Genomic DNA, 21,524 nt, shown 5'->3' on the forward strand with positions numbered 1-21,524 from the left:
CCCAGACGCTCGCCGCCCGGGCCGCGGCAGCGGGATCTCGCTCGCCGGCATGCCGGCGACGGTGCCGGCGACCGAAACGGCGCCGGGCTCTTCGGGCGCACTCGCGATGGTCGGGGGGACCGTGGCGGTCGTAACTGGGTCCGCGGCTTCGATCGGCGGCAGCGTTCGCGGGTCCGCCGAAGCGACCGGCGCCAGGGCCGGCCGCGCCGGCTCGGCCCCGGCCGGCGGCCGGAACGTGCCCGCGGCGGCGCTCGGCGGCACCGCCATCAGGTCGCCGAGCTCCGAGCCGCCGGGGCTGCGCTTCGCCTGGATCGCCGCGACCGACCCGGTGAGGTCCTCGACTTGGCTTTCGAGCTTGGCGACCCGGCCGGCGAGCGTGTCGCGGTCGGCCTGGAGCGCCCGCACCGTCTCCGCGAGACGCTTCGCCTCGCGCTCCGCCTCGAAGGCGCGCAGGACGGCCTGGTTGGCCGCCTCGTGGATGGCCTCGCCCTGCACGGCGACCGGCGCCGGTGTCGCTGTCGCCACGGCGGTGGCGACGCGCCGTTCGCCCATCTGCGATTGGGCCGCCAGGACGGCGACGGCCAGCGCACCGCATGCGGTGAGGCCCCAGACGACGGTTCGCAGCAGCGGGCTCGTCCCGCCGCCCTCGTCGCCGTCGTCCAGGAAGGATTGCCGGGCCACGTCCGTCATGTCGCCTTAAAACTACGAATCGACTGACGAAAACCTACCAGAATTCGGTCGCGCCCGCCGTGTCCGGCAGGCACCGGTTCCGACTTTTCGGGGGGCTTTCGGCAGGCTATGAGGGCGCATTCGTCCGGGGCCGGGGCCCCGGACCCGACCAGGGGGCCTCATGTCGGCGCGATCCTGCCTGACCGTCGTTCTCGCCGCGGGCGAGGGTACGCGCATGCGCTCGTCGCGCCCGAAGGTGCTGCATGCGATCGCCGGCCGCCCGCTGGTCGGCCACGTGCTCGCCGCCGTGCAGGCGACCGGCAGCCGCGTCGCCGTGGTGGTCGGGCCGAACGCCGACGCCGTCACGGCCGCCGTGACCGCGCAGGTGCCCGACGCCGCCGTGTTCATCCAGGCCGAGCGCCGCGGCACCGCGCATGCCGTGCTGGCCGCCCGGGCCGCCCTGGAGGCGGGCGCCGACGACATCCTGGTCGCCTTCGCCGACACGCCGCTGATCCGGCCCGAGACGCTCGCGGCGCTGCGCGCCCCGCTCGCCGCCGGCGCCGCCGTCTCGGTGCTGGGCTTCCGCCCGGCCGATCCGACCGGCTACGGCCGCCTCGTCACGACGGGCGACGACCTCGTCGCCATCCGCGAGGAGAAGGACGCGAGCGCCGGCGAGAAGGCGATCCGCCTGTGCAATGCCGGCCTGATGGGGATCTCGGGAGCGCATGCGCTGGCGCTGCTCGATCGCATCGACGCCAACAACGCCAAGGGCGAGTTCTATCTCACCGACGTGGTCGAGCTCGCCCGCAAGGCGGGTCTTCGCGCGGTCGTCACCGAGGCCGCGGACGACAGCGAGGTGTTGGGGGTCAACACCCAGGCGCAGCTCGCCGAGGTCGGCGCCGTGCTGCAGCAGCGGTTGCGGACCGCGCTGCTCGATGCCGGCGTCACCATGGCGGCGCCCGAGACCGTGCACCTCGCGTGGGATACCCGCATCGCGCGCGACGTGACGATCGAGCCCTATGTGGTGTTCGGCACCGGCGTGAGCGTGGCGGAGGGGGCCGTCATCCGTGCCTTCTCGCATCTGGAGGGCGCGACGGTCGGGCCCGGCGCGACCGTCGGCCCCTATGCGCGCCTGCGGCCCGGCGCCGTGCTGGAGCGCGACGTCCACATCGGCAACTTCGTCGAGATCAAGGCCGCAACCGTCGAGGCCGGCGCCAAGGCGAACCACCTCACCTATATCGGCGACGCCCGCATCGGGGCGAAGGCCAACATCGGGGCCGGCACCATCACCTGCAACTACGACGGCATTCTCAAGCACAAGACCGACATCGGGGCCGGCGCCTTCATCGGCTCGAACTCCTCGCTCGTCGCGCCCGTGAAGATCGGCGACGGTGCCTATGTCGGCTCCGGGTCGGTGATCACGGCCGACGTTCCCGCCGACGGTCTCGCCGTCGCCCGCGGCAAGCAGTCCGTCAAGGAAGGCTGGGCGGCGCGCTGGCGCGCCGTCATGGCCGCCAAGAAGGCGGCCGCCAAGAAGAAGTCGTGATCGGGGCGCAGAGGCGCTGCGTCGCCGGCCCGGCCCCGGGCCGGCCCACGAGGGCAGCATGACACCGACCATCCGGCCCGCCGCCGCCGAGGACGAGGATTCCGTCGTCGCCCTGTGGCGTGCTTGCGGCCTCACGGTGAGCTACAACGACCCGGCCGCGGACTTCCGCTTCGCCCGGGCCGGGGCGGCCTCCGAGGTGCTGGTCGGAACCGACGATGCCGGCCGGATCGTCGGCACCGTCATGGTCGGGCACGACGGCCACCGGGGGTGGCTTTACTATGTCGCCGCCGACCCCGAGTCGCGCGGCCGGGGCATCGGCCGCGCGATGGTCGCGGCGGCCGAGGCGTGGCTGCGCCGTCGTGGTGTCGCGAAGGCTCATCTGCTGGTGCGGGAGACAAATACCGGGGTGGTCGCCTTCTACGAGCAGCTCGGCTTCGCGACGGCACCGCGGGTGATGATGGCCAAGTGGTTGAACGCGCCGCCATAGTCGCCGGGGCGGTGGACTGCGCGTCGCAGCCCTCGGGACCGGGCGGCGGCCGACGATCTCCAGGTCCTGCCAGGGGGCCGGTCACGCGCCGCTCCGCCGGGCCCTCCTGCCGCAGAAAGGTGTAGCCTCCCATGTGTGGAATCATCGGAATTCTCGGGCGCGAGGCGGTCGCGCCGCGGATGGTCGACGCGCTCAAGCGGCTCGAGTACCGCGGCTACGATTCGGCCGGCGTCGCCACCCTGGAGCACGGCCACCTGACGCGCCGCCGCGCCGAGGGGAAGCTCAAGAACCTGGAGCACCGGCTGGAGCATGAGCCGCTCGCCGGCACCATCGGCATCGGCCACACCCGCTGGGCGACGCACGGCCGGCCGAACGAGACGAACGCGCATCCGCATGCCGGTAAGCGGGTCGCTGTCGTCCACAACGGCATCATCGAGAACTTCAACGAGCTGCGCCACGAGCTCCAGGGCAACGGGGCGAGCTTCGTCACCGAGACCGACACCGAGGTGGTGGCGCACCTCGTCGACCACCTGATGGCGACCGGGCTGTCGCCGGTCGCCGCCGTCAAGGCGGCGCTGCCGCGGCTGCGCGGCGCCTTCGCGCTCGGCTTCCTGTTCGAGGGCGAGGAGGATCTGCTGATCGGCGCGCGGCGCGGCTCGCCGCTCGCGGTCGGCCACGGCGACGGCGAGATGTATCTCGGCTCCGACGCCATCGCGCTCGCGCCCTTCACCTCGACGATCAGCTATCTCGAGGACGGCGACTGGGTGGTGCTGAAGCGCGGCGGCCTCCAGGTCTACGACGAGACCGGCGCGCCGGTGAACCGGGCCACGATGAAGTCGGCCGCCTCGGCCTTCCTGGTCGACAAGGGCAACTACCGCCACTTCATGGCGAAGGAGATCCACGAGCAGCCCGAGGTGGTCGGGCACACGCTGGCGCACTATGTCGACTTCGCCAACGAGCGCGTGGTGCTCCCGGATCTGCCGTTCGACTTCCGGACCGTGCAGCGCGTCACCATCGCGGCCTGCGGCACCGCCTATTACGCCGGCCTGACCAGCAAGTACTGGTTCGAGCGATTCGCCAGGCTGCCCGTCGAGATCGAGATCGCCTCCGAGCTGCGCTACGGCGACGCCCCGTTCACGCCCGGCGACCTCTCGGTGTTCGTCTCCCAGTCGGGCGAGACCGCCGACACGCTGGCGACGCTGCGGCACGCCAAGGCGAACGGCCACCACGTCGTCTCGGTCGTCAACGTCCCGACCTCGACCATCGCGCGCGAGAGCGACGTCGTGATGCCGACGCTCGCCGGTCCCGAGATCGGCGTCGCCTCGACCAAGGCCTTCACCTGCCAGCTGGTGGTGCTGGCCTGTCTCGCCATCGCAGCCGGCCGTGCCCGCGGCAATCTGTCCGAGGACGACGAGCGCCGCCTCGTGCGGGCCCTGATCGAGGTGCCGCGCCACATGACGGCGGCGCTGGCGCTCGAGCCGGAGGTCGAGAAGCTCGCCCGCGACATCGCCAAGAGCCGCGACGTGCTCTATCTCGGCCGTGGGACCAGCTTCCCGCTGGCGCTGGAAGGCGCGCTGAAGCTCAAGGAAATCTCCTATATCCATGCCGAGGGCTACGCGGCCGGCGAGCTCAAGCACGGGCCGATCGCGCTGATCGACGAGACGATGCCGGTGATCGTCATCGCCCCGCACGACCGCGTCTTCGAGAAGACCGTGTCGAACATGCAGGAGGTCGCCGCCCGCGGCGGCAAGATCATCCTGCTCACCGATCCGCAGGGCCTCGCCGAGGCGGCGGTCGAATCGCTCGCCACGCTGGTGCTCCCGCACATGCCGGCCTCGGTCACGCCGATGGTCTATGCGGTGCCGGTGCAGATGCTCGCCTACCATGCGGCCGTCATCATGGGCACCGACGTCGACCAGCCGCGCAACCTCGCCAAATCGGTCACGGTCGAATAGATTCGACGGCGATCGCCGGGCCGCGCGCACCGCGCCGCGCGGCCGACCGCGAAGACAGGGCCGACGACCGTGACCGACACGCCGAAGCCGCCCGCGGACCCGCACATCGGGGCGTCGCACTCAGGGGCGTCCAAGTCGACCGACAAGCCGCTCGTGCACCCGACGCCGTCGCTCGGGGGCGGCGCGCGGCTGCGAAACTACTTCCTCACCGGCCTCGTCGTCGCCGGGCCGGTCGCCATCACGCTGTGGCTGACCTGGTCCTTCGTCACCTGGGTCGATGCGCTGGTGCAGCCCTTCATCCCGATGCAGTACCGGCCCGAGACCTATCTGCCCTGGCGCATCCCGGGCACGGGCCTGATCATCGCGTTCCTGGCGCTGACCATGCTGGGCTTCTTCACGGCGAACCTGGTCGGTCGCACGCTGGTCGAGTTCGGCGAGCGGCTGCTCGATCGCATGCCGCTCGTGCGCTCGCTCTACAAGGGCCTCAAGCAGGTGTTCGAGACGCTGTTCTCGGAGAGCGGCTCGAGCTTCCGCAAGGTGGCGCTGATCGAGTTCCCGTCGCCCGGCATGTGGTCGCTGGTGTTCCTTTCCGCCTCGCCGGGCCAGCAGGTCTCCGACCGGCTGCCGGCCGAGGAGCACGTCTCCTGCTTCATGCCGTGCACGCCGAACCCGACGACGGGCTTCTTCTTCTACGTGCCGAAGAGCCGGATCATCGAGCTCGACATGACGGTCGAGGCGGCCGCCAAGCTCGTCATGTCGGCCGGCATGATCCAGCCGAACGGCGACGGCCAGAAGAGGATCGCGGCGCTGGCTGCCGCGGCCCAGACCATCCAGGCGGCCGAGGCCGCCGGCAAGGCGGCGGCGGCCGAGCACGCCGCCGAAGATCGCGAGGGTGGCGACCGCGAGGGTGGCGACCGCGAGGGTGGCGACCGCGACAGCGACACGGCCCGCAAGGCCGCGGCCACGGCCGGTTGAGCAGGCGGCGGGCCGGGCGCGCATGGTTCAGGTCGTGGTGCCCGGCGTGCTGCCGTCCGATTCGCTCCAGCCGGAGTCGTTGCACGGTGTGCGTGCGGCCGAGGCGCTGAGCAGCCGCCTGCTGCTCACCCAGCTCGCCACGAGAGCCCTGGAGGATTGGTGCTGCGCCCGCGGCCTCGGCTCTGGCCGCATCACGGTGCGGCGGCACGACCAGCCGGCGCCCGCCGTGCTCGATCCCGACAGCCGGGCGGCACTCGGTGGCGATGCCCGCGGGACGACGCTGCGGCGGGTCGACATCCGGCTCGGCGGGATCGTGCTCGTCGATGCGGTGAACTGGTACTTCGCCGACCGCCTGACCGCGGCGATGCGCGAGCGCCTGTGCGGCGACACGCCGTTCGGCGAGGCGATCTCCGATTTGAAGCCGCGGCGACGGACCTTCCACGTCAGCGTCGCGCCGCCCGACGTGGTCGAGGCGGCGACCCGGGACGCCGGGCCGGACGCCGCGGCCGTCCACGTCTTCGAGCACCGCGCCGCGCTCGCCCTGCCGGACGGCAGGCCGGTCGCCGTGGTCCACGAGCGCTACCGGGCCGTGCTGGTGCGATAGCGCCTCTCGCCCGTGGAGGCCTTGGCAGAATTCGTCATTCCGGGGCGCGCCGAAGGCGCGAACCCGGAATCCAGCGGCGAGCTCGACAGTCTGGGCTGGATTCCGGGTTCGGCGCGGCGCGCCGCCCCGGAATGACCGAATAACGCAAAGCCCGCCAGTGGTGATTGGGCGTGCCGCGCCGGCGCGCCGATCACGCCTTGGCGTCGAGCAACGTCCTGGTCATCTCGTGGCCGGCCTTCATCACCCGCGCGTTGGCCGTGAACGTGTAGCTCGCGATCACCTGCTCGACAATCTCGCGGGTGAGGTCGACGGCGGGTGCCGCCACCATGCCGTTCGGATCGGCGAACGGCGCCTGCGGGTCCGGCGTCGGCACCGGCGGCTCGCCCGTGGTCGTTACGGTCGTCTGGGTGCCACCCGCCGCGGCCGCCGTCTGGTTCACCCGCAGCGGCGAATAGGCGCTCGGCTGGCCGGCCGGCACGGCGCCGGTCTTCCCGGGCAGCGCGCCGGTCGAGCGAACGTTCGCGATGTTGCTGGCCGACACCTCGACGCGGCGGACCGCCGCGGTCATGCCGGACAGTGCGATGGTGGCGATGGAACTCACGCGGGGCCTCGTGGCGGCGGATCGACGTCCGCCGAGTGGGCCACGCGACCCGCCAAGGGCGGGTTCACGCGGCCGCCGAAACGGGGGCCGCGTCTGTCACGATTTGTTAACGATGCGGTGCAGGGGCGAACCGGTCAGCGCTTGCTCGAGCGCTAGACCTGTCGCCGGTCGTGCTCCGCGAAGGCGGAGCACCCAGTACGCTGAAGCGCTTCGACGTCATGTCGGGCGTCGGTGGATACTGGGTCGTCCGCCTGCGCGGACGACGACCATCGAGAGGCCGAGATCGGGTCGAGCGCCGATCTGGTCACGGTTTCGCGTCAAGTCGCGCAGATCAGTCGAACAGCTTGTCGGCCGCCGTGATCACGCCGACATTCGGGTTCTCGCTGCAGTACTGGGCGAGCTTCTTGGTGTTCGCCTCGAGCCGCTCGGTGTCGATGATCGGCGGATCGTCCTCGTCGCGGTAATAGGCGTCGAGCCAGGCGAGCGTGATGGTGATGTCGTCCTTGCTGCTCGCCAGGAACTGCTTGCAGGAGAGCGTCGAGAGATCGAACTTTTCGGCCGAGGCCGGCGCCGCGAGGCCGATCACGAGGGCGGCGGCGAGCATCGCGGGCGAGAGACGTGCACGAGGGAAACGTCCGGGGGCGAAACGTCCGACGGAGAAACGTCCGATCATGGGCACAGGCTCCTGGTGAAAACGGACGACCATGCGTCGCCCGCTGCCTCGGACCGAGGCGGCACGCATTATGCTGAGAGTGCGGAGCTTCGTCCCTGGGGACCTGCGAAAAGTTCGCAACGGGCTGCGCACAAGCCCGTGATCGCGCGTCACCCGGCGCGGATCAGCCGCACCGCCTCGTCGCGGCCGAAGAGGTAGAGGAGGGTGCGCAGCGCCGCGCCGCGCTCGCCGTCGAGGCCGCCGTCGCGCTCCATAATCAGCTTGGCGTCGTCGCGCGCCGCCTGCAGCAGCTCGCCGTGCACCTCGATACGGGCGACCCGGAAGCCCGGCAGGCCGCTCTGTCGCGTGCCGAGCACGTCGCCCTCGCCGCGTAGCTTCAGGTCCTCCTCGGCGATGCGGAAGCCGTCCTCGGTGTCCCGCATGGTGGCGAGCCGCGCCTTCGCCGCCTCGCCGAGCGGCGCCTTGTATAACAGCAGGCAGGTCGATTTCTCCGAGCCGCGGCCGATGCGGCCGCGCAGCTGATGGAGCTGGGCGAGGCCGAAGCGCTCCGCGTGCTCGATCACCATCACGCTCGCGCGCGGCACGTCGACGCCGACCTCGATGACGGTCGTGGCGACCAGCAGCATGGTCTCGGCGGCGGCGAACTTCGCCATCGCCGCGTCCTTCTCGGTGCCGCGCATCTTGCCGTGCACGAGGCCGACCACGCCGTCGCCGAACACCCCCGACAGATCGCGAAAACGGTCCTGCGCGGCGGCGAGATCGATCGTCTCGGACTCCTCCACCAGCGGACAGACCCAGTAGACCTGCCGCCCCTCCGCAATGGCGCGGCCGACCGCCGCGACGACGTCGTCGACCCGGTCGAGCGCCACGGTGCGGGTGTCGATCGGCTTTCGCCCGGCCGGCTTCTCACGCAGCTCCGAGACGTCCATGTCGCCGAAATACGTCAACACGAGTGTCCGCGGGATCGGCGTCGCCGTCATCACCAGCACGTCGACGGCGCGGCCCTTCTGGGCGAGCGCGAGACGCTGATGGACGCCGAAGCGGTGCTGCTCGTCGACGACGGCGAGGGCGAGATCCTTGAACGCCACCTCGTCCTGGAAGATCGCGTGGGTGCCGACCAGGATGTCGATCTCGCCGTCGGCGAGCTTTTGCAGCGTCTCGGTGCGCTCGCGGCCGCGCTCGCGGCCGGTCAGGATGGCGACGCGCAGGCCGGCCGTCTCGGCGAGCGGTGCGATGGTCTTCAGATGCTGGCGCGCCAGGATCTCGGTCGGCGCCATCAGGGCGGCCTGGCTACCGGCCTCGACGGCGGCCGCGCAGGCGAACAGCGCGACGACCGTCTTGCCGGACCCGACGTCGCCCTGCAGCAGCCGCAGCATGCGCTCGGGCTTCTCCAGATCCGCCGCGATGTCCTGCACGGCCTTGGCCTGCGAGGCGGTGAGGGTCCAGGGCAGGGCGGCGCGCAGCTTCTCACGGATGCGACCATCGCCCGTGGTCGAGCGGCCGGCGGCCTTCTTCATGCGGGCCCGCATCATCATCAGCGCGAGCTGGCCGGCCAGGAGTTCGTCATAGGCGAGGCGCGACCACGCGGCCTTTTCCGGCGAAGCGTCGTCGGGCGTCGTAGGGCGGTGGACGCTGCGCAGCGCGTCTGCGAAGGCCGGGAACTTCCGCACCGCCAGGAACGCCGCGTCCTGCCATTCGGGCAGCGCCGGCACCTTTGTGAGCGCCGCCTCGACGGCGCGCCGCACGCCCCACGGCGACAGGCCCTCGGTCAGCGGATAGACCGGCTCGACGGCCGGCATCTTGGCGACGTCCTGCTCGGTGACGACGCGATCGGGATGCACCATCTGCAGCATCCCGTCATAGGTCGCGACCGTGCCCGACACCCACCGCGTCTCGCCCACGGGGAGGAGCTTCTCCATCACCTCGGGCCGCGCCTTGAAGTAGGTGATGATCAGGTCGCCGGTGCCGTCGCTCGCATAGATCAGATAGGGCGCACGCGAGCGGCCCGGCGCCGGCGGGCGATGGCGGTCGACCGTCACCAGAACGGTCGCGATCTGGCCGGGCTTGACGTCGCGCAGCAGCGGCCGCGCCCGCCGGTCGACCACGCCGGTCGGCAGGTGGAAGACGAGGTCGAGCACGCGGGGCTCGTCGCGGTCGAGCAGGCGGCGGTACAGCCGCTCGAACTTCGGCCCGATCCCCGTGAGGGTGGTCACCGGGGCGAACAGGGCATTGAGGGCGGTGGGTCTCACGGTCTTGTCCGGCGGCGGCCGTGCGAATGCTTGCACGGCGTGGATCGCTGCCGTATATCGCACCTCGGTCGGCAGTTCACCCAGGCGTCGCCGCCCCGGAAGGGGAGCTAAACCTGCCATCACGCTCCGCCACGGTCGACAACGTAGTCTTCGGACACCCTGTCCCGTGCCACGTCGAAGCCGGCGACCACGACGGTCCGTCAGGATCGGGCAAAAGCCCGGCACGGCGAGGATCAGGTGATGTCCCGTCAGACCTTTCCGTACATCGCGGACGACATGTCCGCGCTCGCCCGCGCCCTGAAGGGCGAGTTGTCCCGCGCCTTCGCCGCTAGCGGCGGCGAGCCGCCCGGCCATGTCGAGCTGCTCAACATGCTGGCGCGCGCCGCCGGCTGCCGCAACTTCCAGCATTTCCGCGCCCAGGCCGAAGCGCGCGAGCGGCTGGAGAACCCGGCTCCCCCGGTCCCGGCCGAGCCGCCCGTCGACTTCGTCAAGGTGGAGCGGGTCGCCCGCTACTTCGACGCCGAGGGCCGGCTGTCCCGCTGGCCCGGCAAGCACTCGGACCGGCTGCCTTGCCTGTGGGTGATGTGGTCGCGGCTGCCGGCCCGCACGGTGCTGACGGAGCCGGCCGTGAACGAAGCCCTGAAGGCCGCGCACCGGTTCGGCGACCACGTGCTGCTGCGCCGCGAGCTGGTCGATCTCGGCCTCCTCGTCCGCACCCCGGACGGCCGCGAGTACCGCCGCGTCGAGCAGGCCCCGCCGGCCGAGGCGAGGGCGCTGATCCGGCATCTTTCGGCACGGACCGCGTCGTAGGGTGGGCGACGGCGTCCTCGCCGTTGCCCCGCGGTCCCACCTCGCGACGCGCGACACTGCGGGCATGCTTCGCATGCCCGTCCTACGGCGTTGGAGATTCGGCTCCGCGCCGCTATATCAACCCCGCGCCCGGCCTCGTCCGGGCTTTCGGCGTTTTGACCAGGCGGGCGCCCCGGGCGCCGGGAGGGTGCCATGACCGGAACCACACGATCGAGCGCGGGGCTGTCGGAGCGGCGGCGGCGACTGTTGTTCCGGGCCTGGCGGCGCGGCACCCGCGAGCTCGACCTGCTCACCGGGCGCTTCGCCGACGCCGTGATCGCCGACCTCACAGAGGACGAGGTGACCGAGTTCGAGGGCTGGTGCGCGGCGCCCGATCTCGACCTCTACGCCTGGATCACGGGGTCGAAGCCGGTGCCGCCCGAATACGACACGCCGCTGTTCCGCCGCCTAAAGGACTTCGACCACGGCGCCGCGGCGGTGTAGGGCGACGCCGCAGTCGGGGTCGACGAAGCCAGTATCACCGACGCCGTCATGGTCGGGCTCGTCCCGGCCATCCACGTCTGCTTCGGCCGCGACCGTCCGGCCGAGGACGCCGAATGCAGTGCCATCGTGGATGGCCGGGACGAGCCCGGCCATGACGATGCCGAGTTCAAGATCGCTGGTCCGACATGGCACGAACTGCCCCCGCAAATTCCCCCGCCGCCCTGCTGAAGCCCGGCCGCGCCCTGACCCTTTCCAGCGTCGCCGACGGGGCCGAGGGCTTCGTTCTCGGCGATCTCGCCCGCGCCGTCGCGGCCCGCAAGGACGCGCCGGCCGTCTCGCTGCTCGTCGTCTGCCGCGACGGCGCCCGCATGGCGCAACTCGGCCGGACGCTGCGCTTCTTCGCGCCCGACCTCGTCCAGCTTCAGCTCCCGGCCTGGGACTGCCAGCCCTACGACCGCGTCTCGCCGCATGCCGGCATCGTCGCCGAGCGGATGATCACGCTGGCGCGGCTCGCCCGGTTGAAGGGCTCCGAGAAGCCGACCGTGCTGCTCACCACGGTCAACGCGGTCGTCCAGCGTGTGCCGGCGAAGCGCCCGATCGCCGGGCAGGCGCTCTCCGCGGCGCCGGGCAACCGCATTGCCATGGACGGCATCACCCGCTGGCTCGAGCTGAACGGCTATCTGCGCACCGCGACGGTGCGCGAGCCCGGCGAGTACGCGGTGCGCGGCGGCATCATCGATCTCTATCCGGCCGGCCGCGACGAGCCGGTGCGCTTCGACTTCTTCGGCGACACGCTGGAATCGATCCGCACCTTCGATCCCGAGACGCAACGCACCCAGGACCAGCTCCATGCGCTCGACCTCGTGCCGGTCGCCGAGTTCCAGCTGATCACCGAGACGATCCGAAAGTTCCGCCAGGCCTATGTGTCGACCTTCGGCACGGCGGGCTCGGACGATCAGCTCTACGAGGCGGTGAGCGAAGGCCGCCGCTATCCCGGCATGGAGCACTGGCTGCCGCTGTTCCACGACCGGATGGACACGCTGTTCGACTACGTGCCGGACACGCCCGTCGTGCTCGAGCCGCTCGCCGAAGAGGCCGCGCACGAACGGCTCGCGCAGATCGCCGACTACTACGAGGCGCGCAAGCAGGCCGTGACGATGGACGGCGGCGGCCCGCCCTACAAGCCGCTGCCGCCCGACCGGCTCTATCTCGGCGAACCGGAGTGGCGCGACAAGCTCGCCGACGCGGCGCTGGTGCGCGTCACGCATTTTGCCTCGCCGGAAGGTGCCGGGCAGCAAGGCACCGTCGTCGACATCGGCACCCGGGCCGGCCACAACTTCGCCGACGAGCGCGCCAAGCCGGACGGCAACGTCTTCGAGGCGCTGAAGCAGCACGTGGAAAAGCTGCAAGGCGCCGGCAAGCGCGTCGTGATCGCGCTGTGGAGCGAGGGCGCCCGCGACCGCACCGGCAACGTGCTGACCGACCACAAGCTGGTCAATCTGCGCCACGTGTCGAGCTGGCCCGAGGTGAAGTCGCGCCCGGCCGTCGAGGTGTGGCTCGCCGTGTTCGGCATCGAGGCGGGTTTCGAGACCGACGAGCTCGCCGTCATCGGCGAGCAGGACATTCTCGGCGACCGTCTGGTCCGCCAGCGCCGCGCCAGCAAGAAGGCCGAGAACTTCATCGCCGAGGTGACGAGCCTGTCAGCCGGCGACCTCGTCGTCCATGTCGACCACGGCATCGGCCGCTTCGTCGGCCTGAAGACCATCCAGGCGGCCGGTGCGCCGCACGACTGCCTGGAGCTGCACTACGCCGGCCAGGACAAGCTGTATCTCCCGGTCGAGAACATCGAGCTGTTGTCGCGCTACGGCTCGGAGGACACGGCGGTCGAGCTGGACCGTCTGGGAGGGGCCGGCTGGCAGACGCGAAAAGCGCGGATGAAGCAGCGCATCCGCGAGATCGCCGGCGAGCTGATCAGGATCGCGGCGGAGCGCCAGCTCCACGAGGCGCCGCGGCTGACGCTGGGGCAGGGCGTGTACGACGAGTTCTGCGCCGGTTTCCCCTGGGACGAGACCGAGGACCAGAACAACGCCATCAACGCCGTGCTGGACGATCTCTCGGCCGGCCGCCCGATGGACCGCCTGGTGTGCGGCGACGTCGGCTTCGGCAAGACCGAGGTGGCGCTGCGCGCCGCGCTCGCGACCGTGATGAACGGCAAGCAGGTCGCCGTCGTGGTGCCGACGACGCTGCTCGCCCGCCAGCATTTCCGCACCTTCTCGTCGCGGTTCCACGGTTTCCCGGTCAATGTCGCGCAGCTCTCGCGGCTCGCCTCGCCGAAGGAGACGACGGCGGCCAAGAAGGGCCTCCTCGAGGGGCAGGTCGACATCGTGGTCGGCACCCACGCGCTGCTCGGCAAGGGCATCAAGTTCAAGGATCTGGGCCTCGTCATCGTCGACGAGGAGCAGCACTTCGGCGTCGCCCACAAGGAACGGCTCAAGAAGCTCAGGTCGGAAGTACACGTCCTCACCCTCACCGCGACGCCGATCCCGCGCACCCTGCAGCTCGCGCTGACGGGTGTGCGCGAGCTCTCGATCATCGCGACGCCGCCGGTGGACCGTCTCGCGGTACGCACCTTCGTCACGCCGTTCGATCCGCTCACCGTGCGCGAGGCGCTGTTGCGCGAGCGCTATCGCGGCGGCCAGGCCTTCTACGTCTGCCCGCGCATCGAGGATCTGGCCGAGGCCAAGGCGTTCCTGGACAAGCACGTGCCGGAGGTGCGGGTCGTCACGGCGCACGGGCAGATGTCGCCGGCCGTGCTGGAGGACGTCATGTCGGCCTTCTACGACGGCAAGTACGACGTGCTGCTCTCCACCACGATCGTCGAGTCCGGCCTCGACATTCCGACCGCCAACACGCTGATCGTGCACCGCGCCGACATGTTCGGCCTCGCCCAACTCTATCAGCTGCGCGGCCGCGTCGGCCGCTCCAAGACGCGCGCCTATGCGCTGTTCACGATCCCGGCGGGCCGCAAGATCACCCCGACGGCGGAGCGGCGCTTGAAAGTGCTGCAGTCGCTCGACACGCTCGGCGCCGGCTTCCAGCTCGCCTCGCACGACCTCGACATCCGCGGCGCCGGCAATCTCTTGGGCGACGAGCAGTCCGGCCACATCAAGGAGGTCGGCTTCGAGCTCTATCAGCAGATGCTGGAGGAGGCCGTGGAGAGCCTCAAGGCCGGCGTCGCCGCGCCCGTCGAGGACCGCTGGTCGCCCCAGATCACCATCGGCATGCCGGTGCTGATCCCGGAGGACTACGTGCCGGATCTGTCGGTGCGGCTCGCCCTCTACCGGCGGCTCGCCGACCTCGACGACGAGCGCGAGATCGACGGCTTCGCGGCCGAGCTGGTCGACCGCTTCGGCAAGATGCCGGTCGAGGTGGACTATCTGTTGAAGACGGTCCTGCTGAAGGCGCTGTGCCGGCGCGCCAACGTCGCGAAGATCGACGCCGGCCCGAAGGGCGCCGTCATCGCGTTCCGCGACGACAGTTTCGCCGACCCGGCCGGGCTCGTGCACTACATCCGCAAGCAGGGCGTGATGGCCAAGGTGCGGCCCGACATGAAGGTGGTGTTCTTCGAGGACTGGGAGGAGCCGGTGGACCGGCTGAAGGGCTCCACCGCGATTCTTCGCGATCTCGCCGCGATCGCGACCAAGAAGGCGGCGTAGCAGCCGAGAATGCGTCCGAGTGCCCCGGACAAGGCGCGTCGGGCCGGCAGGCCCGATGCGCCGCAGATCCGGGGCCCAGGGGCCGCTCGGCACGGCTTCGTCCGGTCGCCCCTGGGTCCCGGCTCGCGGTGCGTTGCACCGCGTCCGGGACACGAGGCCTCAATACGGCCGCCGCTCCGGATCGGCGATCTCGCCCGTCGCGACCTTCTGCTGGAATGTATCAAAAGCCCGCCTGATCGCCTCCGACAGATACTCGGGCGACTGGGCGCCCGACACGGCGAGCACGCCGCCGAACACGAAGCAGGGGACGCCCTCGACGCCGGCGCGCTGGGCCGCCTCGGCTTCCGCGGTGACGGCGGCCTCGTCCTGGTCGGTGGCGAGGCGGGACGTGATCACGTCCGGATCGAGGCCGACGTCGGCTGCGGCCTGCACCAGCACGTCGCGCTCCGAGAGGTTGGCGGCCTCGGCGAAATACAGCTCCATCAGCCGCTGCTTCATGGCGCCGGCCAGCGCCGGCTGCTGCGCGCCGGCCCACTTGATCAGGCGGTGGCAGTCGATGGTGCTGGGCTGCCAGGTCATCTTGTCGATGGCGTAGACGAGGCCCTCGGCCTCGGCGGCGGCGACCATGCGGGGCGCGTTCGCCATGTAGCGCTCGACCGAGCCGAATTTCCTCTCCAGATACGTCCGCCGGCTGATGCCTTCGCGCGGCACCCACGGATTCAGGAAGTAGGCGCGCCAGCGCACCGTCACCGGGATGTCCGGGACTGCTTCGAGGGCGCGCTCCAGCCGCCGCTTGCCGATGAAGCACCACGGGCAGACGACGTCGGAGACGACGTCGATCGGCATTTTCGTGAGCACGGGCGCGTCGGGGGCGGTGTCGGTCATCGGGGGCTCCTTCGGGACGGCACGAAACCGTAGCCCGGATGGAGCGCAAGCGAAATCCGGGGCGGCGTGTCCGGTCCCGCATTCCGCTTGCGCTCCATGCGGGCTACGCCGGCGCCGGCGATCTTGTGTGATCCGGATCACCGAACCGTCGGCCGCGCTGGGCGCAGGATCGGCGCACCAGGAGGAACCGCCATGCAGAATTCCGTCGCGCCGTCCCCCGTCGAGCCGGACCGTCCGGAGCCCCGGTCCCGCGTGTCGCGTCGCACCGCGGCCGTTCTCGTGGGTGTCCTGTGGACCGCCGGAATGCTGTGGGCGAGCCCGCCGACCGGACCGGTCGGCGTCGTCATTGTCATGGCGGCCGGAGCACTCTTCGGCGTCGCGTGGGCGTGGCTGTTCGGCTCGGTGATGCGGCGGATCGGCGTGCCGGTCTGGTGAGCGGCGCCGTGGCGTGTCCGAACGTCACTCCGCCGCCACCGGCGCCGGCTCGGAGACGCGGGCGAGCAGGCTCTCCACCGTGTCGGTGGACTTGAGCATGGCGAGCGTCACGGAGGCGTCGATGCGGCCGGTCGGGTCGTCAGCCGGCGCCAGCATGGTGTGGCGCAGCACGCTGGCGATGCGGCGTGCCACCGCGTGGGCCTTCTCCAGCGGGGTCGCCTGGAACGTCACCAGGATCGAGCCGTCGCTCGCCCGGCAGGCGAAGTCGACATTGCGGACGACCCGCACGGCGAGCCGCGCCGCGTCGAGGCTGGCCCGCTGGTCGAGCGTCGGCGGGAACGAGAAGCGGGCGATGGAAAGCGCCTGGCCGCGCGTCTTGGCCTCCTCGACGGCGCGGGCGAGATCGCGCAGGAAGCCGGCGATGGTGAACAGGCCGGTGACCGGATCGACGAGCCCCTGCGCGTCGAGCGCGGCGAGCTGGCGCCTCAGCCGCGCCTCGAAGGCGTGCAGCCGCACCAGCGGCACCAGCGCATCGACGACCGCGGCCGGCTCGCCCGACAGGTTCTCGAGATTGGGCAGCCGCACCGCGTCGAAGGTCGCGGGCAGCTCGGGCAGCAGCGCGACCGGGAGGTCGCGGAAGCGCGGATCCTCGGCGAGCGCCGTGAGGAAGGCCTCCAGCGTGCGCGGACCGAACCCGTCGCCGATCACGATGCCGTCGACGTCGCGGGCATTGAGGTAACGGGCGGCGGTCTCGATGCCGAGCGCGCCGATCAGGCCAAGCCGCTCGCCGACCGCGGTGCCGAGCCCCGGATAGGTGCGGCCGCGCCCGCACACCAGCACGGTGGCGTCGTCGAGCGGGTCGGTATCGGGACGCGTCGCCGCATCGACCGGCACGTCGCTCTCCGGCGCCGCGACCAGGGCGGCGCGACGCGCGACGGTCGCATGCAGGGTGCGGACGCGCTGCGCCGAGCCGAGCCGCGCCACGATGCGGTCGCACGCGGCGTCGGCGGCGATCGGCAGCGCGTCGCGGAGATGATCACGAAGGCCGTCGACGGGAGCGGCCAGGACCGGCGTGAACACCGCCTGCTCGGCGAGCGCCTGCCGGATCTTGTCGAGCACCTTCGCAGTCGGCGCGTCGGCGGCCTGCGGCATCACGAGGCCGGCCGGCGCCTGCTTGGCGATCGCCGTGGCGGCCTTCGTCCACGGCACCGCGATCACCGGGGCGGCCCCGGCGGATTCGAGCGCGTGCACGAGAACCGGATCGGCGTCCTCGGCGATCACGATCACGGGGCCTTGCAGCGACATCGGCACTCCTCGGGCGGGGCACCGTGCAGCCTATGCGATCGCCGTTAACGCGGCGTCAACGCTTCCGTGAATGTTCGCCGTGTGGCGCGCGCACGACGGCGTACCGACGTGATCACGCCGCCGCCGACGCGGCCGGTGCCCGGCGGTCCCGGAAGGCGGCGACGACGAGCGGCGAGACGCCGCGCTCCGACAGCGCCGCGCGGGTTTCCTCGCCGTGGCCGGCATGGCCGAACAGGCGCTGGCCCATCAGGATGTCGGGCAGCGCGAGCAGCGTCGTGCCGGGCGCGATCTCGTCGGTGACCCGCTCGATCTCGGCGAGCGCCACCCGGTAGCCGCCGATCGAGACGAAGCCGGAGGGCGGCGCCGTCACCGTGAGCACGTTCGTCGCCTTCTCGACCCGGCAGGGCTGGCGGGTGTCGACGTAGAGATCGGGGCCGACCTGCAGGAACGGCGCGTTGCCGCGCTCGGCGCCGGGCGGGAACGGATGCCGCGGCACCATCGAGCCGCGGATCGTCAGCGTGCCGAGGTCGGAGCGCGCGATCTCGGCGACCAGGGTCGCACCCGGCGTGGTGCGGGGCGCCGTCACGGCGCCGGCCGTGATGGCGGCGGGGCGGCCGTCGGCGCCACGACGGGCGGCGATCAGCCCGGTCTCGCCGAACACCTGGAGATCGACCAGGGCGCAGTCACGTGTCGGCCAGTCGGCTGCGGCGGCGAGCCGCTCGGGCGTCCGCCACACGGCGATGACGCTCGACAGCTTCGGGGCGCGGCCGAGGACGCCGGCCTCGGCCAGCCGCTGGGCGAGCGGGCCGGGCAGGGTGAGGACGCGGGCGTCGAGCGCGTCGAGCTGGTCGCCGAGCACGCCGGCGTCGAACGGCGGGTGCAACGCGAGCGTGCCGCCGAGCAAGAGCCACGGCACCAGGCCGGTCGAGAGGCCGGCGAGCGACGACGGCTGCAGGGTCGAGACCACCGTGGTGGCGTGCTCCATCCGGCATTCGAGCGCGATGGAGAGGCCGGCGGCGAGCAGCTCGACCTGGTTGCGGCCGACCGCGACGGGGCCGCCCAGATCGGTGTCGAAGGTGACGACCGCCACATGGGCGGCCGGGTTGACGGGCCGGTCGACCGGCGGCACCGGCCCGGCGGCGGGCTCGCTCAGCACCGGATCGAGTGGCACCATGCCGTCCGGCAGGTCCGGCCCGAAGCCGGCGACGCAGCGCACCGTGAAGCAGTCGGCCGCCGCCGTCATGGCGAGGTCGACGAGGCGCGTGTCGCCGACCCGGCCGCCGGCGACGATCGCCTTGGCGCCGACCCGGGAGAGCGCCTCGCGCAGCTCGGCGCGGCGCCACAGCAGCGGCAGCGGCGCCGCGATCATGCCGGCCCGCACCACGCCGAGCATCGCGAGAATCTGCTCGGCCGTGTTGGGGCCCTGCAGCGCCACCACGGCGTCGGTCGGCAGCCCCAGGCTGCGCAGCCGCTGCGCGATGATTCCGACGATGCGGTCGACCTCGGTCCAGGTGAGGCTCAGCGGACGCCCGCCGCAGGCGGTCGGCCGGTGCGGCGCGTCGACGAGGGCGATCGCGTCGGGGGCGCGGGCGATGGCGCGGGCGATCAGGTCGTCGAAGGTGACCCGGCCGGCATGCTGCGCCTGCAGAAGCTCGTCCGGAGAGGTGTCGCCGAGAATCATCGCCGCGTCCCAGAGGATCTGATCACGAGTGCGCGGCCGTGGCCCCGGCGCGCGAATCGTCTGAGCGATCCATTGGCGAGATTATCTAGCGGCCGTCCGCGCGCCACCATGTTTCCGGCAGCCAGCCATACAGCGACGTCGCCGCCGGGTGACGGACATCGCTCCATCGGGCGAGCCATTGGGTGGGCAGGTGATACAAAGGGACGACGTAGTGGCCGGAGATCAGCACCCGGTCGAGCGCCCGCACGGCCGAGACGAGGTCCTCGCGCGAGCGGGCACGCAGCAGCGCCGCGATGGTCGCGTCGACGGCGGGGGAGCGCACCCCCATGTAGTTGCGGCTGCCGGGCTCGTCGGCGGCGGCCGAGCCCCAGTAGAACGCCTGCTCGTTGCCGGGCGACAGCGACTGGTCCCATCGGTTGGGGATCATGTCGAAGTCGAACTGGATGCGGCGCTGCTCGAACTGCACGGCGTCGACCACCCGGATCGACGGCACGATGCCGGCGCGCTCGAGCGAGCGGGCGAAGGCGAGCGCCAGGCGCTCGTGGTCCTTGGTGGTGACCAGAATCTCGAAGGTCAGCGGCTGGCCGGTCGCGCGGTGCCGGAGCACGCCCCCGTCGAGCGCATAGCCGGCCCGGGCGAGGAGGTCGAGCGCCGCCTTGAGCGCCCCGCGGTCGCGCCCGGAGCCGTCCGACACGGGCGGCGCGTCGGTGCCCGCCATCACGTCGGGCCGCACCGCGTCGGGGAAGGGGGCCAGCAGGGCGCGCTCGGTCGCGTCGGCCGGGCGGCCGCGATGCGACAGCTCGCTGCCCTCGAAGTAGCTGCCGGTCCGGCGATAACGGTCGAAGAACAGGTTGTGGTTGATCCATTCGAAGTCGAACAGGCGGATGATCGCCTCGCGCACCGCGATGTCGGAAAACACCGGCCGCCGCGTGTTGAACACGAAGGCCGCCATGCCGCGCGGCAGCCCGGTCGGGAACTCCTCCTTGACGACGCGGCCGTCGCGCACCGCCGGGAAGCCGTAGGCGGTCTCCCAGCGGCCCGGATCGGTCTCGACCCGGATGTCGTAGAGACCCTTGCGGAACGCCTCGAACCAGGCGTTGTCGTCGCGGTAGAAGTCGAACCGGATGGTGTCGAAGTTCCACTGGCCGCGGTTGACGGCGCGGTCGCGGCCCCACCAGCGCGGGTTTCTCGCCAGCGTGACGCTCTTGCCGGCGTCGACGCTCTCGACCACGTAGGGGCCGCTGCCGAGCGGGGCCTTCAGCGTCGTCTCCTCGAAATGCGCCGGGCCCACGGCGTGGCGCGGCAGCACCGGCATCAGGCCGAGGATCAGCGGCAGCTCGCGATCGTTCGCACCGGCGAGGTCGAAGCGCACCTCGCGTGGACCGAGCGCCTCGGCCTTCGCCACCTTGGCGTAATAGGTGCGGTAGTTCGGCCGGCCGTGGTCGCGCAGCACTTCCCAGGAGAAGATCACGTCGTCGGCCGTCACCGGTGCGCCGTCCGAAAACGTCGCGTCGGGGTCGATCGTGAAGGTGACGAAGCTGCGGTCAGGGTCGGTCTCGACCCGGCTCGCGAGCAGGCCGTAGAGCGTGAACGGCTCGTCGTAGCCGCGGGTGAGCAGGCTCTCGTAGACGTGGCCGCGCACCGCCTGCACGGGCACGCCGCGGACGATGAACGGGTTGAGGCTGTCGAAGGTGCCGAGCACCCCCATGGTCAGCCGGCCGCCCTTCGGGGCGTCGGGATTCGCGTAGCGGAAGTGGGAAAAGTCCGGCGGCAGGGCCGGGGCGCCGTGCATGGCGATGGCGTGGGTCGGCTCGGCTCGGGTCGGCTCGCCGGCGGCGGCCTGGCCGGTCGGCAGGAGGATGGCGAGCAGGAGGGCGCCGAGCACGAGACCCGCGAGCAGGCGGGCCGTGATCGCAGCCGCACCGCGCCATCGGTCCGCCGGGTGGCGGTCCGGTCCGACGGCGGACGGGCGGCAAGCGATTCGGTCTCGTCGCATCGGCGGAACGCTAGCACGGACGCGAGCGTGGACGCGGGTCCGGGATCTGCTACCGTCGGGCGTCATCGCAGCACCCCCGCGCCGGGCCGTCTCGCGTACCTGCGGCGAAAACCGAAAACCCTTGTCGTGAGCGTGTTAAGGTCGTCCACCGGGCCACTTTACTGCCGCATTTAGACGGTGTTACAGCCCACGCCAGGGGACGCGTCGCCCGCCGGTGCATCGACGATCAGGCCGCCGCAGCGACACGGCAACTCAAAGAGGATTTTCATGACCCGTCTGAGCCCATTTGCGCCGGCTCGTCCGGTGCGGCGATCGCTTTCGAAGGCAATGGCGGCGTTCGTGTCGATCTCGGCGCTGGCCGTTCCAGCCGCACATGCCCAGCAGCCCGCGCAGCCGGCCCAACCGGCCCGCCCGGCGCAGGCCCAGCCGGCGCAGCCGGCCCGCCCCGCCCAGC

At 71.7% G+C, this 21,524-nt stretch carries 18 protein-coding genes and 1 pseudogene; 11 read left to right on the forward strand and 8 right to left on the reverse strand.

Annotation, left to right across the window (positions count from 1 at the left end):
• A pseudogene (locus CCR97_RS23970) lies at positions 1–681 on the reverse strand (hypothetical protein); the annotation flags it as partial.
• A 169-nt stretch (positions 682–850) separates the two neighbouring features.
• Here CCR97_RS23970 and glmU point away from each other — a divergent pair.
• From glmU to CCR97_RS23995, 5 genes are all read left to right on the forward strand, one after another.
• A complete protein-coding gene (gene glmU / locus CCR97_RS23975; protein WP_111360603.1) occupies positions 851–2,215 on the forward strand; it encodes a bifunctional UDP-N-acetylglucosamine diphosphorylase/glucosamine-1-phosphate N-acetyltransferase GlmU in 1,365 nt (454 codons plus the stop codon).
• Between the two features lie 58 nt (positions 2,216–2,273).
• A complete protein-coding gene (locus CCR97_RS23980) occupies positions 2,274–2,702 on the forward strand; it encodes a GNAT family acetyltransferase (protein WP_201159941.1) in 429 nt (142 codons plus the stop codon).
• Between the two features lie 131 nt (positions 2,703–2,833).
• A complete protein-coding gene (gene glmS / locus CCR97_RS23985) occupies positions 2,834–4,657 on the forward strand; it encodes a glutamine--fructose-6-phosphate transaminase (isomerizing) (RefSeq protein ID WP_111360205.1) in 1,824 nt (607 codons plus the stop codon).
• Positions 4,658–4,810: 153 nt separating this feature from the next.
• Positions 4,811–5,632: a DUF502 domain-containing protein gene (locus tag CCR97_RS23990; protein ID WP_201159944.1), complete on the forward strand. Its 822-nt coding sequence runs from the start codon at positions 4,811–4,813 to the stop codon at positions 5,630–5,632.
• Between the two features lie 22 nt (positions 5,633–5,654).
• Positions 5,655–6,236, forward strand: a complete 582-nt coding sequence (locus tag CCR97_RS23995) for a hypothetical protein (RefSeq protein WP_201159942.1) — start codon at positions 5,655–5,657, stop codon at positions 6,234–6,236.
• 190 nt (positions 6,237–6,426) lie between these two features.
• On the opposite strand, the gene CCR97_RS24000 is transcribed toward CCR97_RS23995, so the two are convergent.
• The 3 genes from CCR97_RS24000 to recG all read right to left on the reverse strand — a co-directional run bounded on the left by CCR97_RS24000 (position 6,427) and on the right by recG (position 9,759).
• On the reverse strand, positions 6,427–6,837 hold the full coding sequence (locus CCR97_RS24000) for a flagellar basal body rod protein FlgC (protein ID WP_111360740.1): 411 nt from the start codon (positions 6,835–6,837) through the stop codon (positions 6,427–6,429).
• 331 nt (positions 6,838–7,168) lie between these two features.
• Positions 7,169–7,510, reverse strand: a complete 342-nt coding sequence (locus tag CCR97_RS24005) for an HdeA/HdeB family chaperone (RefSeq protein ID WP_244670641.1) — start codon at positions 7,508–7,510, stop codon at positions 7,169–7,171.
• A 149-nt stretch (positions 7,511–7,659) separates the two neighbouring features.
• Positions 7,660–9,759, reverse strand: a complete 2,100-nt coding sequence (gene recG, locus CCR97_RS24010; protein WP_111359883.1) for an ATP-dependent DNA helicase RecG — start codon at positions 9,757–9,759, stop codon at positions 7,660–7,662.
• 240 nt (positions 9,760–9,999) lie between these two features.
• Between recG and CCR97_RS24015 the strand changes: the two genes are divergently transcribed.
• From CCR97_RS24015 to mfd, 4 genes are all read left to right on the forward strand, one after another.
• A complete protein-coding gene (locus CCR97_RS24015) occupies positions 10,000–10,569 on the forward strand; it encodes a DUF2087 domain-containing protein (protein ID WP_111359881.1) in 570 nt (189 codons plus the stop codon).
• A gap of 192 nt (positions 10,570–10,761) precedes the next feature.
• Positions 10,762–11,052 carry an FAD assembly factor SdhE gene (locus CCR97_RS24020; RefSeq protein ID WP_111359882.1) on the forward strand — a complete coding sequence of 97 codons (291 nt, stop codon included), beginning with the start codon at positions 10,762–10,764 and terminating at the stop codon, positions 11,050–11,052.
• A gap of 48 nt (positions 11,053–11,100) precedes the next feature.
• On the forward strand, positions 11,101–11,280 hold the full coding sequence (locus CCR97_RS24025) for a hypothetical protein (protein ID WP_201159943.1): 180 nt from the start codon (positions 11,101–11,103) through the stop codon (positions 11,278–11,280).
• Entirely contained in the window at positions 11,238–14,768 is a 3,531-nt protein-coding gene (gene mfd, locus CCR97_RS24030) for a transcription-repair coupling factor (RefSeq protein ID WP_111359761.1), read from the forward strand. Before CCR97_RS24025 ends, mfd begins: the two co-directional genes overlap by 43 nt.
• Positions 14,769–14,927: 159 nt before the next feature.
• On the opposite strand, the gene CCR97_RS24035 is transcribed toward mfd, so the two are convergent.
• Positions 14,928–15,653: a DsbA family oxidoreductase gene (locus CCR97_RS24035; protein WP_111359760.1), complete on the reverse strand. Its 726-nt coding sequence runs from the start codon at positions 15,651–15,653 to the stop codon at positions 14,928–14,930.
• A 192-nt stretch (positions 15,654–15,845) separates the two neighbouring features.
• Between CCR97_RS24035 and CCR97_RS24040 the strand changes: the two genes are divergently transcribed.
• Positions 15,846–16,088: a hypothetical protein gene (locus CCR97_RS24040; RefSeq protein WP_111359425.1), complete on the forward strand. Its 243-nt coding sequence runs from the start codon at positions 15,846–15,848 to the stop codon at positions 16,086–16,088.
• Positions 16,089–16,112: 24 nt separating this feature from the next.
• On the opposite strand, the gene CCR97_RS24045 is transcribed toward CCR97_RS24040, so the two are convergent.
• From CCR97_RS24045 to CCR97_RS24055, 3 genes are all read right to left on the reverse strand, one after another.
• The gene (locus tag CCR97_RS24045) at positions 16,113–17,393 is read right to left on the reverse strand and encodes a GGDEF domain-containing protein (RefSeq protein WP_111359424.1); all 1,281 of its coding nucleotides are present in this window, start codon (positions 17,391–17,393) and stop codon (positions 16,113–16,115) included.
• A 112-nt stretch (positions 17,394–17,505) separates the two neighbouring features.
• Positions 17,506–19,074, reverse strand: a complete 1,569-nt coding sequence (locus CCR97_RS24050) for an AMP-binding protein (RefSeq protein ID WP_111359423.1) — start codon at positions 19,072–19,074, stop codon at positions 17,506–17,508.
• Positions 19,075–19,159: 85 nt separating this feature from the next.
• Positions 19,160–21,070, reverse strand: coding sequence for an extracellular solute-binding protein (locus CCR97_RS24055; RefSeq protein ID WP_111359422.1), 1,911 nt, complete (start codon positions 21,068–21,070; stop codon positions 19,160–19,162).
• 267 nt (positions 21,071–21,337) lie between these two features.
• Here CCR97_RS24055 and CCR97_RS31420 point away from each other — a divergent pair.
• Positions 21,338–21,524: hypothetical protein (locus CCR97_RS31420; protein ID WP_207199573.1), on the forward strand; the 187-nt coding region annotated here is incomplete at its 3' end.

It is taken from the genome of Rhodoplanes elegans (assembly GCF_016653355.1).
Lineage (GTDB): Bacteria > Pseudomonadota > Alphaproteobacteria > Rhizobiales > Xanthobacteraceae > Rhodoplanes > Rhodoplanes elegans.

Coding starts and splice junctions, on each gene's coding strand:
- CCR97_RS24050 (WP_111359423.1), bottom strand. CDS start 19,074: ATGATTCTCGGCGACACCTCTCCGGACGAGCTTCTGCAGGCGCAGCAT.
- CCR97_RS23980 (WP_201159941.1), top strand. CDS start 2,274: ATGACACCGACCATCCGGCCCGCCGCCGCCGAGGACGAGGATTCCGTC.
- mfd (WP_111359761.1), top strand. CDS start 11,238: ATGGCACGAACTGCCCCCGCAAATTCCCCCGCCGCCCTGCTGAAGCCC.
- CCR97_RS24020 (WP_111359882.1), top strand. CDS start 10,762: ATGACCGGAACCACACGATCGAGCGCGGGGCTGTCGGAGCGGCGGCGG.
- glmS (WP_111360205.1), top strand. CDS start 2,834: ATGTGTGGAATCATCGGAATTCTCGGGCGCGAGGCGGTCGCGCCGCGG.
- CCR97_RS24040 (WP_111359425.1), top strand. CDS start 15,846: ATGCAGAATTCCGTCGCGCCGTCCCCCGTCGAGCCGGACCGTCCGGAG.
- CCR97_RS24015 (WP_111359881.1), top strand. CDS start 10,000: ATGTCCCGTCAGACCTTTCCGTACATCGCGGACGACATGTCCGCGCTC.
- CCR97_RS24045 (WP_111359424.1), bottom strand. CDS start 17,393: ATGTCGCTGCAAGGCCCCGTGATCGTGATCGCCGAGGACGCCGATCCG.
- glmU (WP_111360603.1), top strand. CDS start 851: ATGTCGGCGCGATCCTGCCTGACCGTCGTTCTCGCCGCGGGCGAGGGT.
- CCR97_RS23995 (WP_201159942.1), top strand. CDS start 5,655: ATGGTTCAGGTCGTGGTGCCCGGCGTGCTGCCGTCCGATTCGCTCCAG.
- CCR97_RS24025 (WP_201159943.1), top strand. CDS start 11,101: ATGGTCGGGCTCGTCCCGGCCATCCACGTCTGCTTCGGCCGCGACCGT.
- CCR97_RS24035 (WP_111359760.1), bottom strand. CDS start 15,653: ATGACCGACACCGCCCCCGACGCGCCCGTGCTCACGAAAATGCCGATC.
- CCR97_RS24055 (WP_111359422.1), bottom strand. CDS start 21,070: ATGCGACGAGACCGAATCGCTTGCCGCCCGTCCGCCGTCGGACCGGAC.
- CCR97_RS24005 (WP_244670641.1), bottom strand. CDS start 7,510: ATGATCGGACGTTTCTCCGTCGGACGTTTCGCCCCCGGACGTTTCCCT.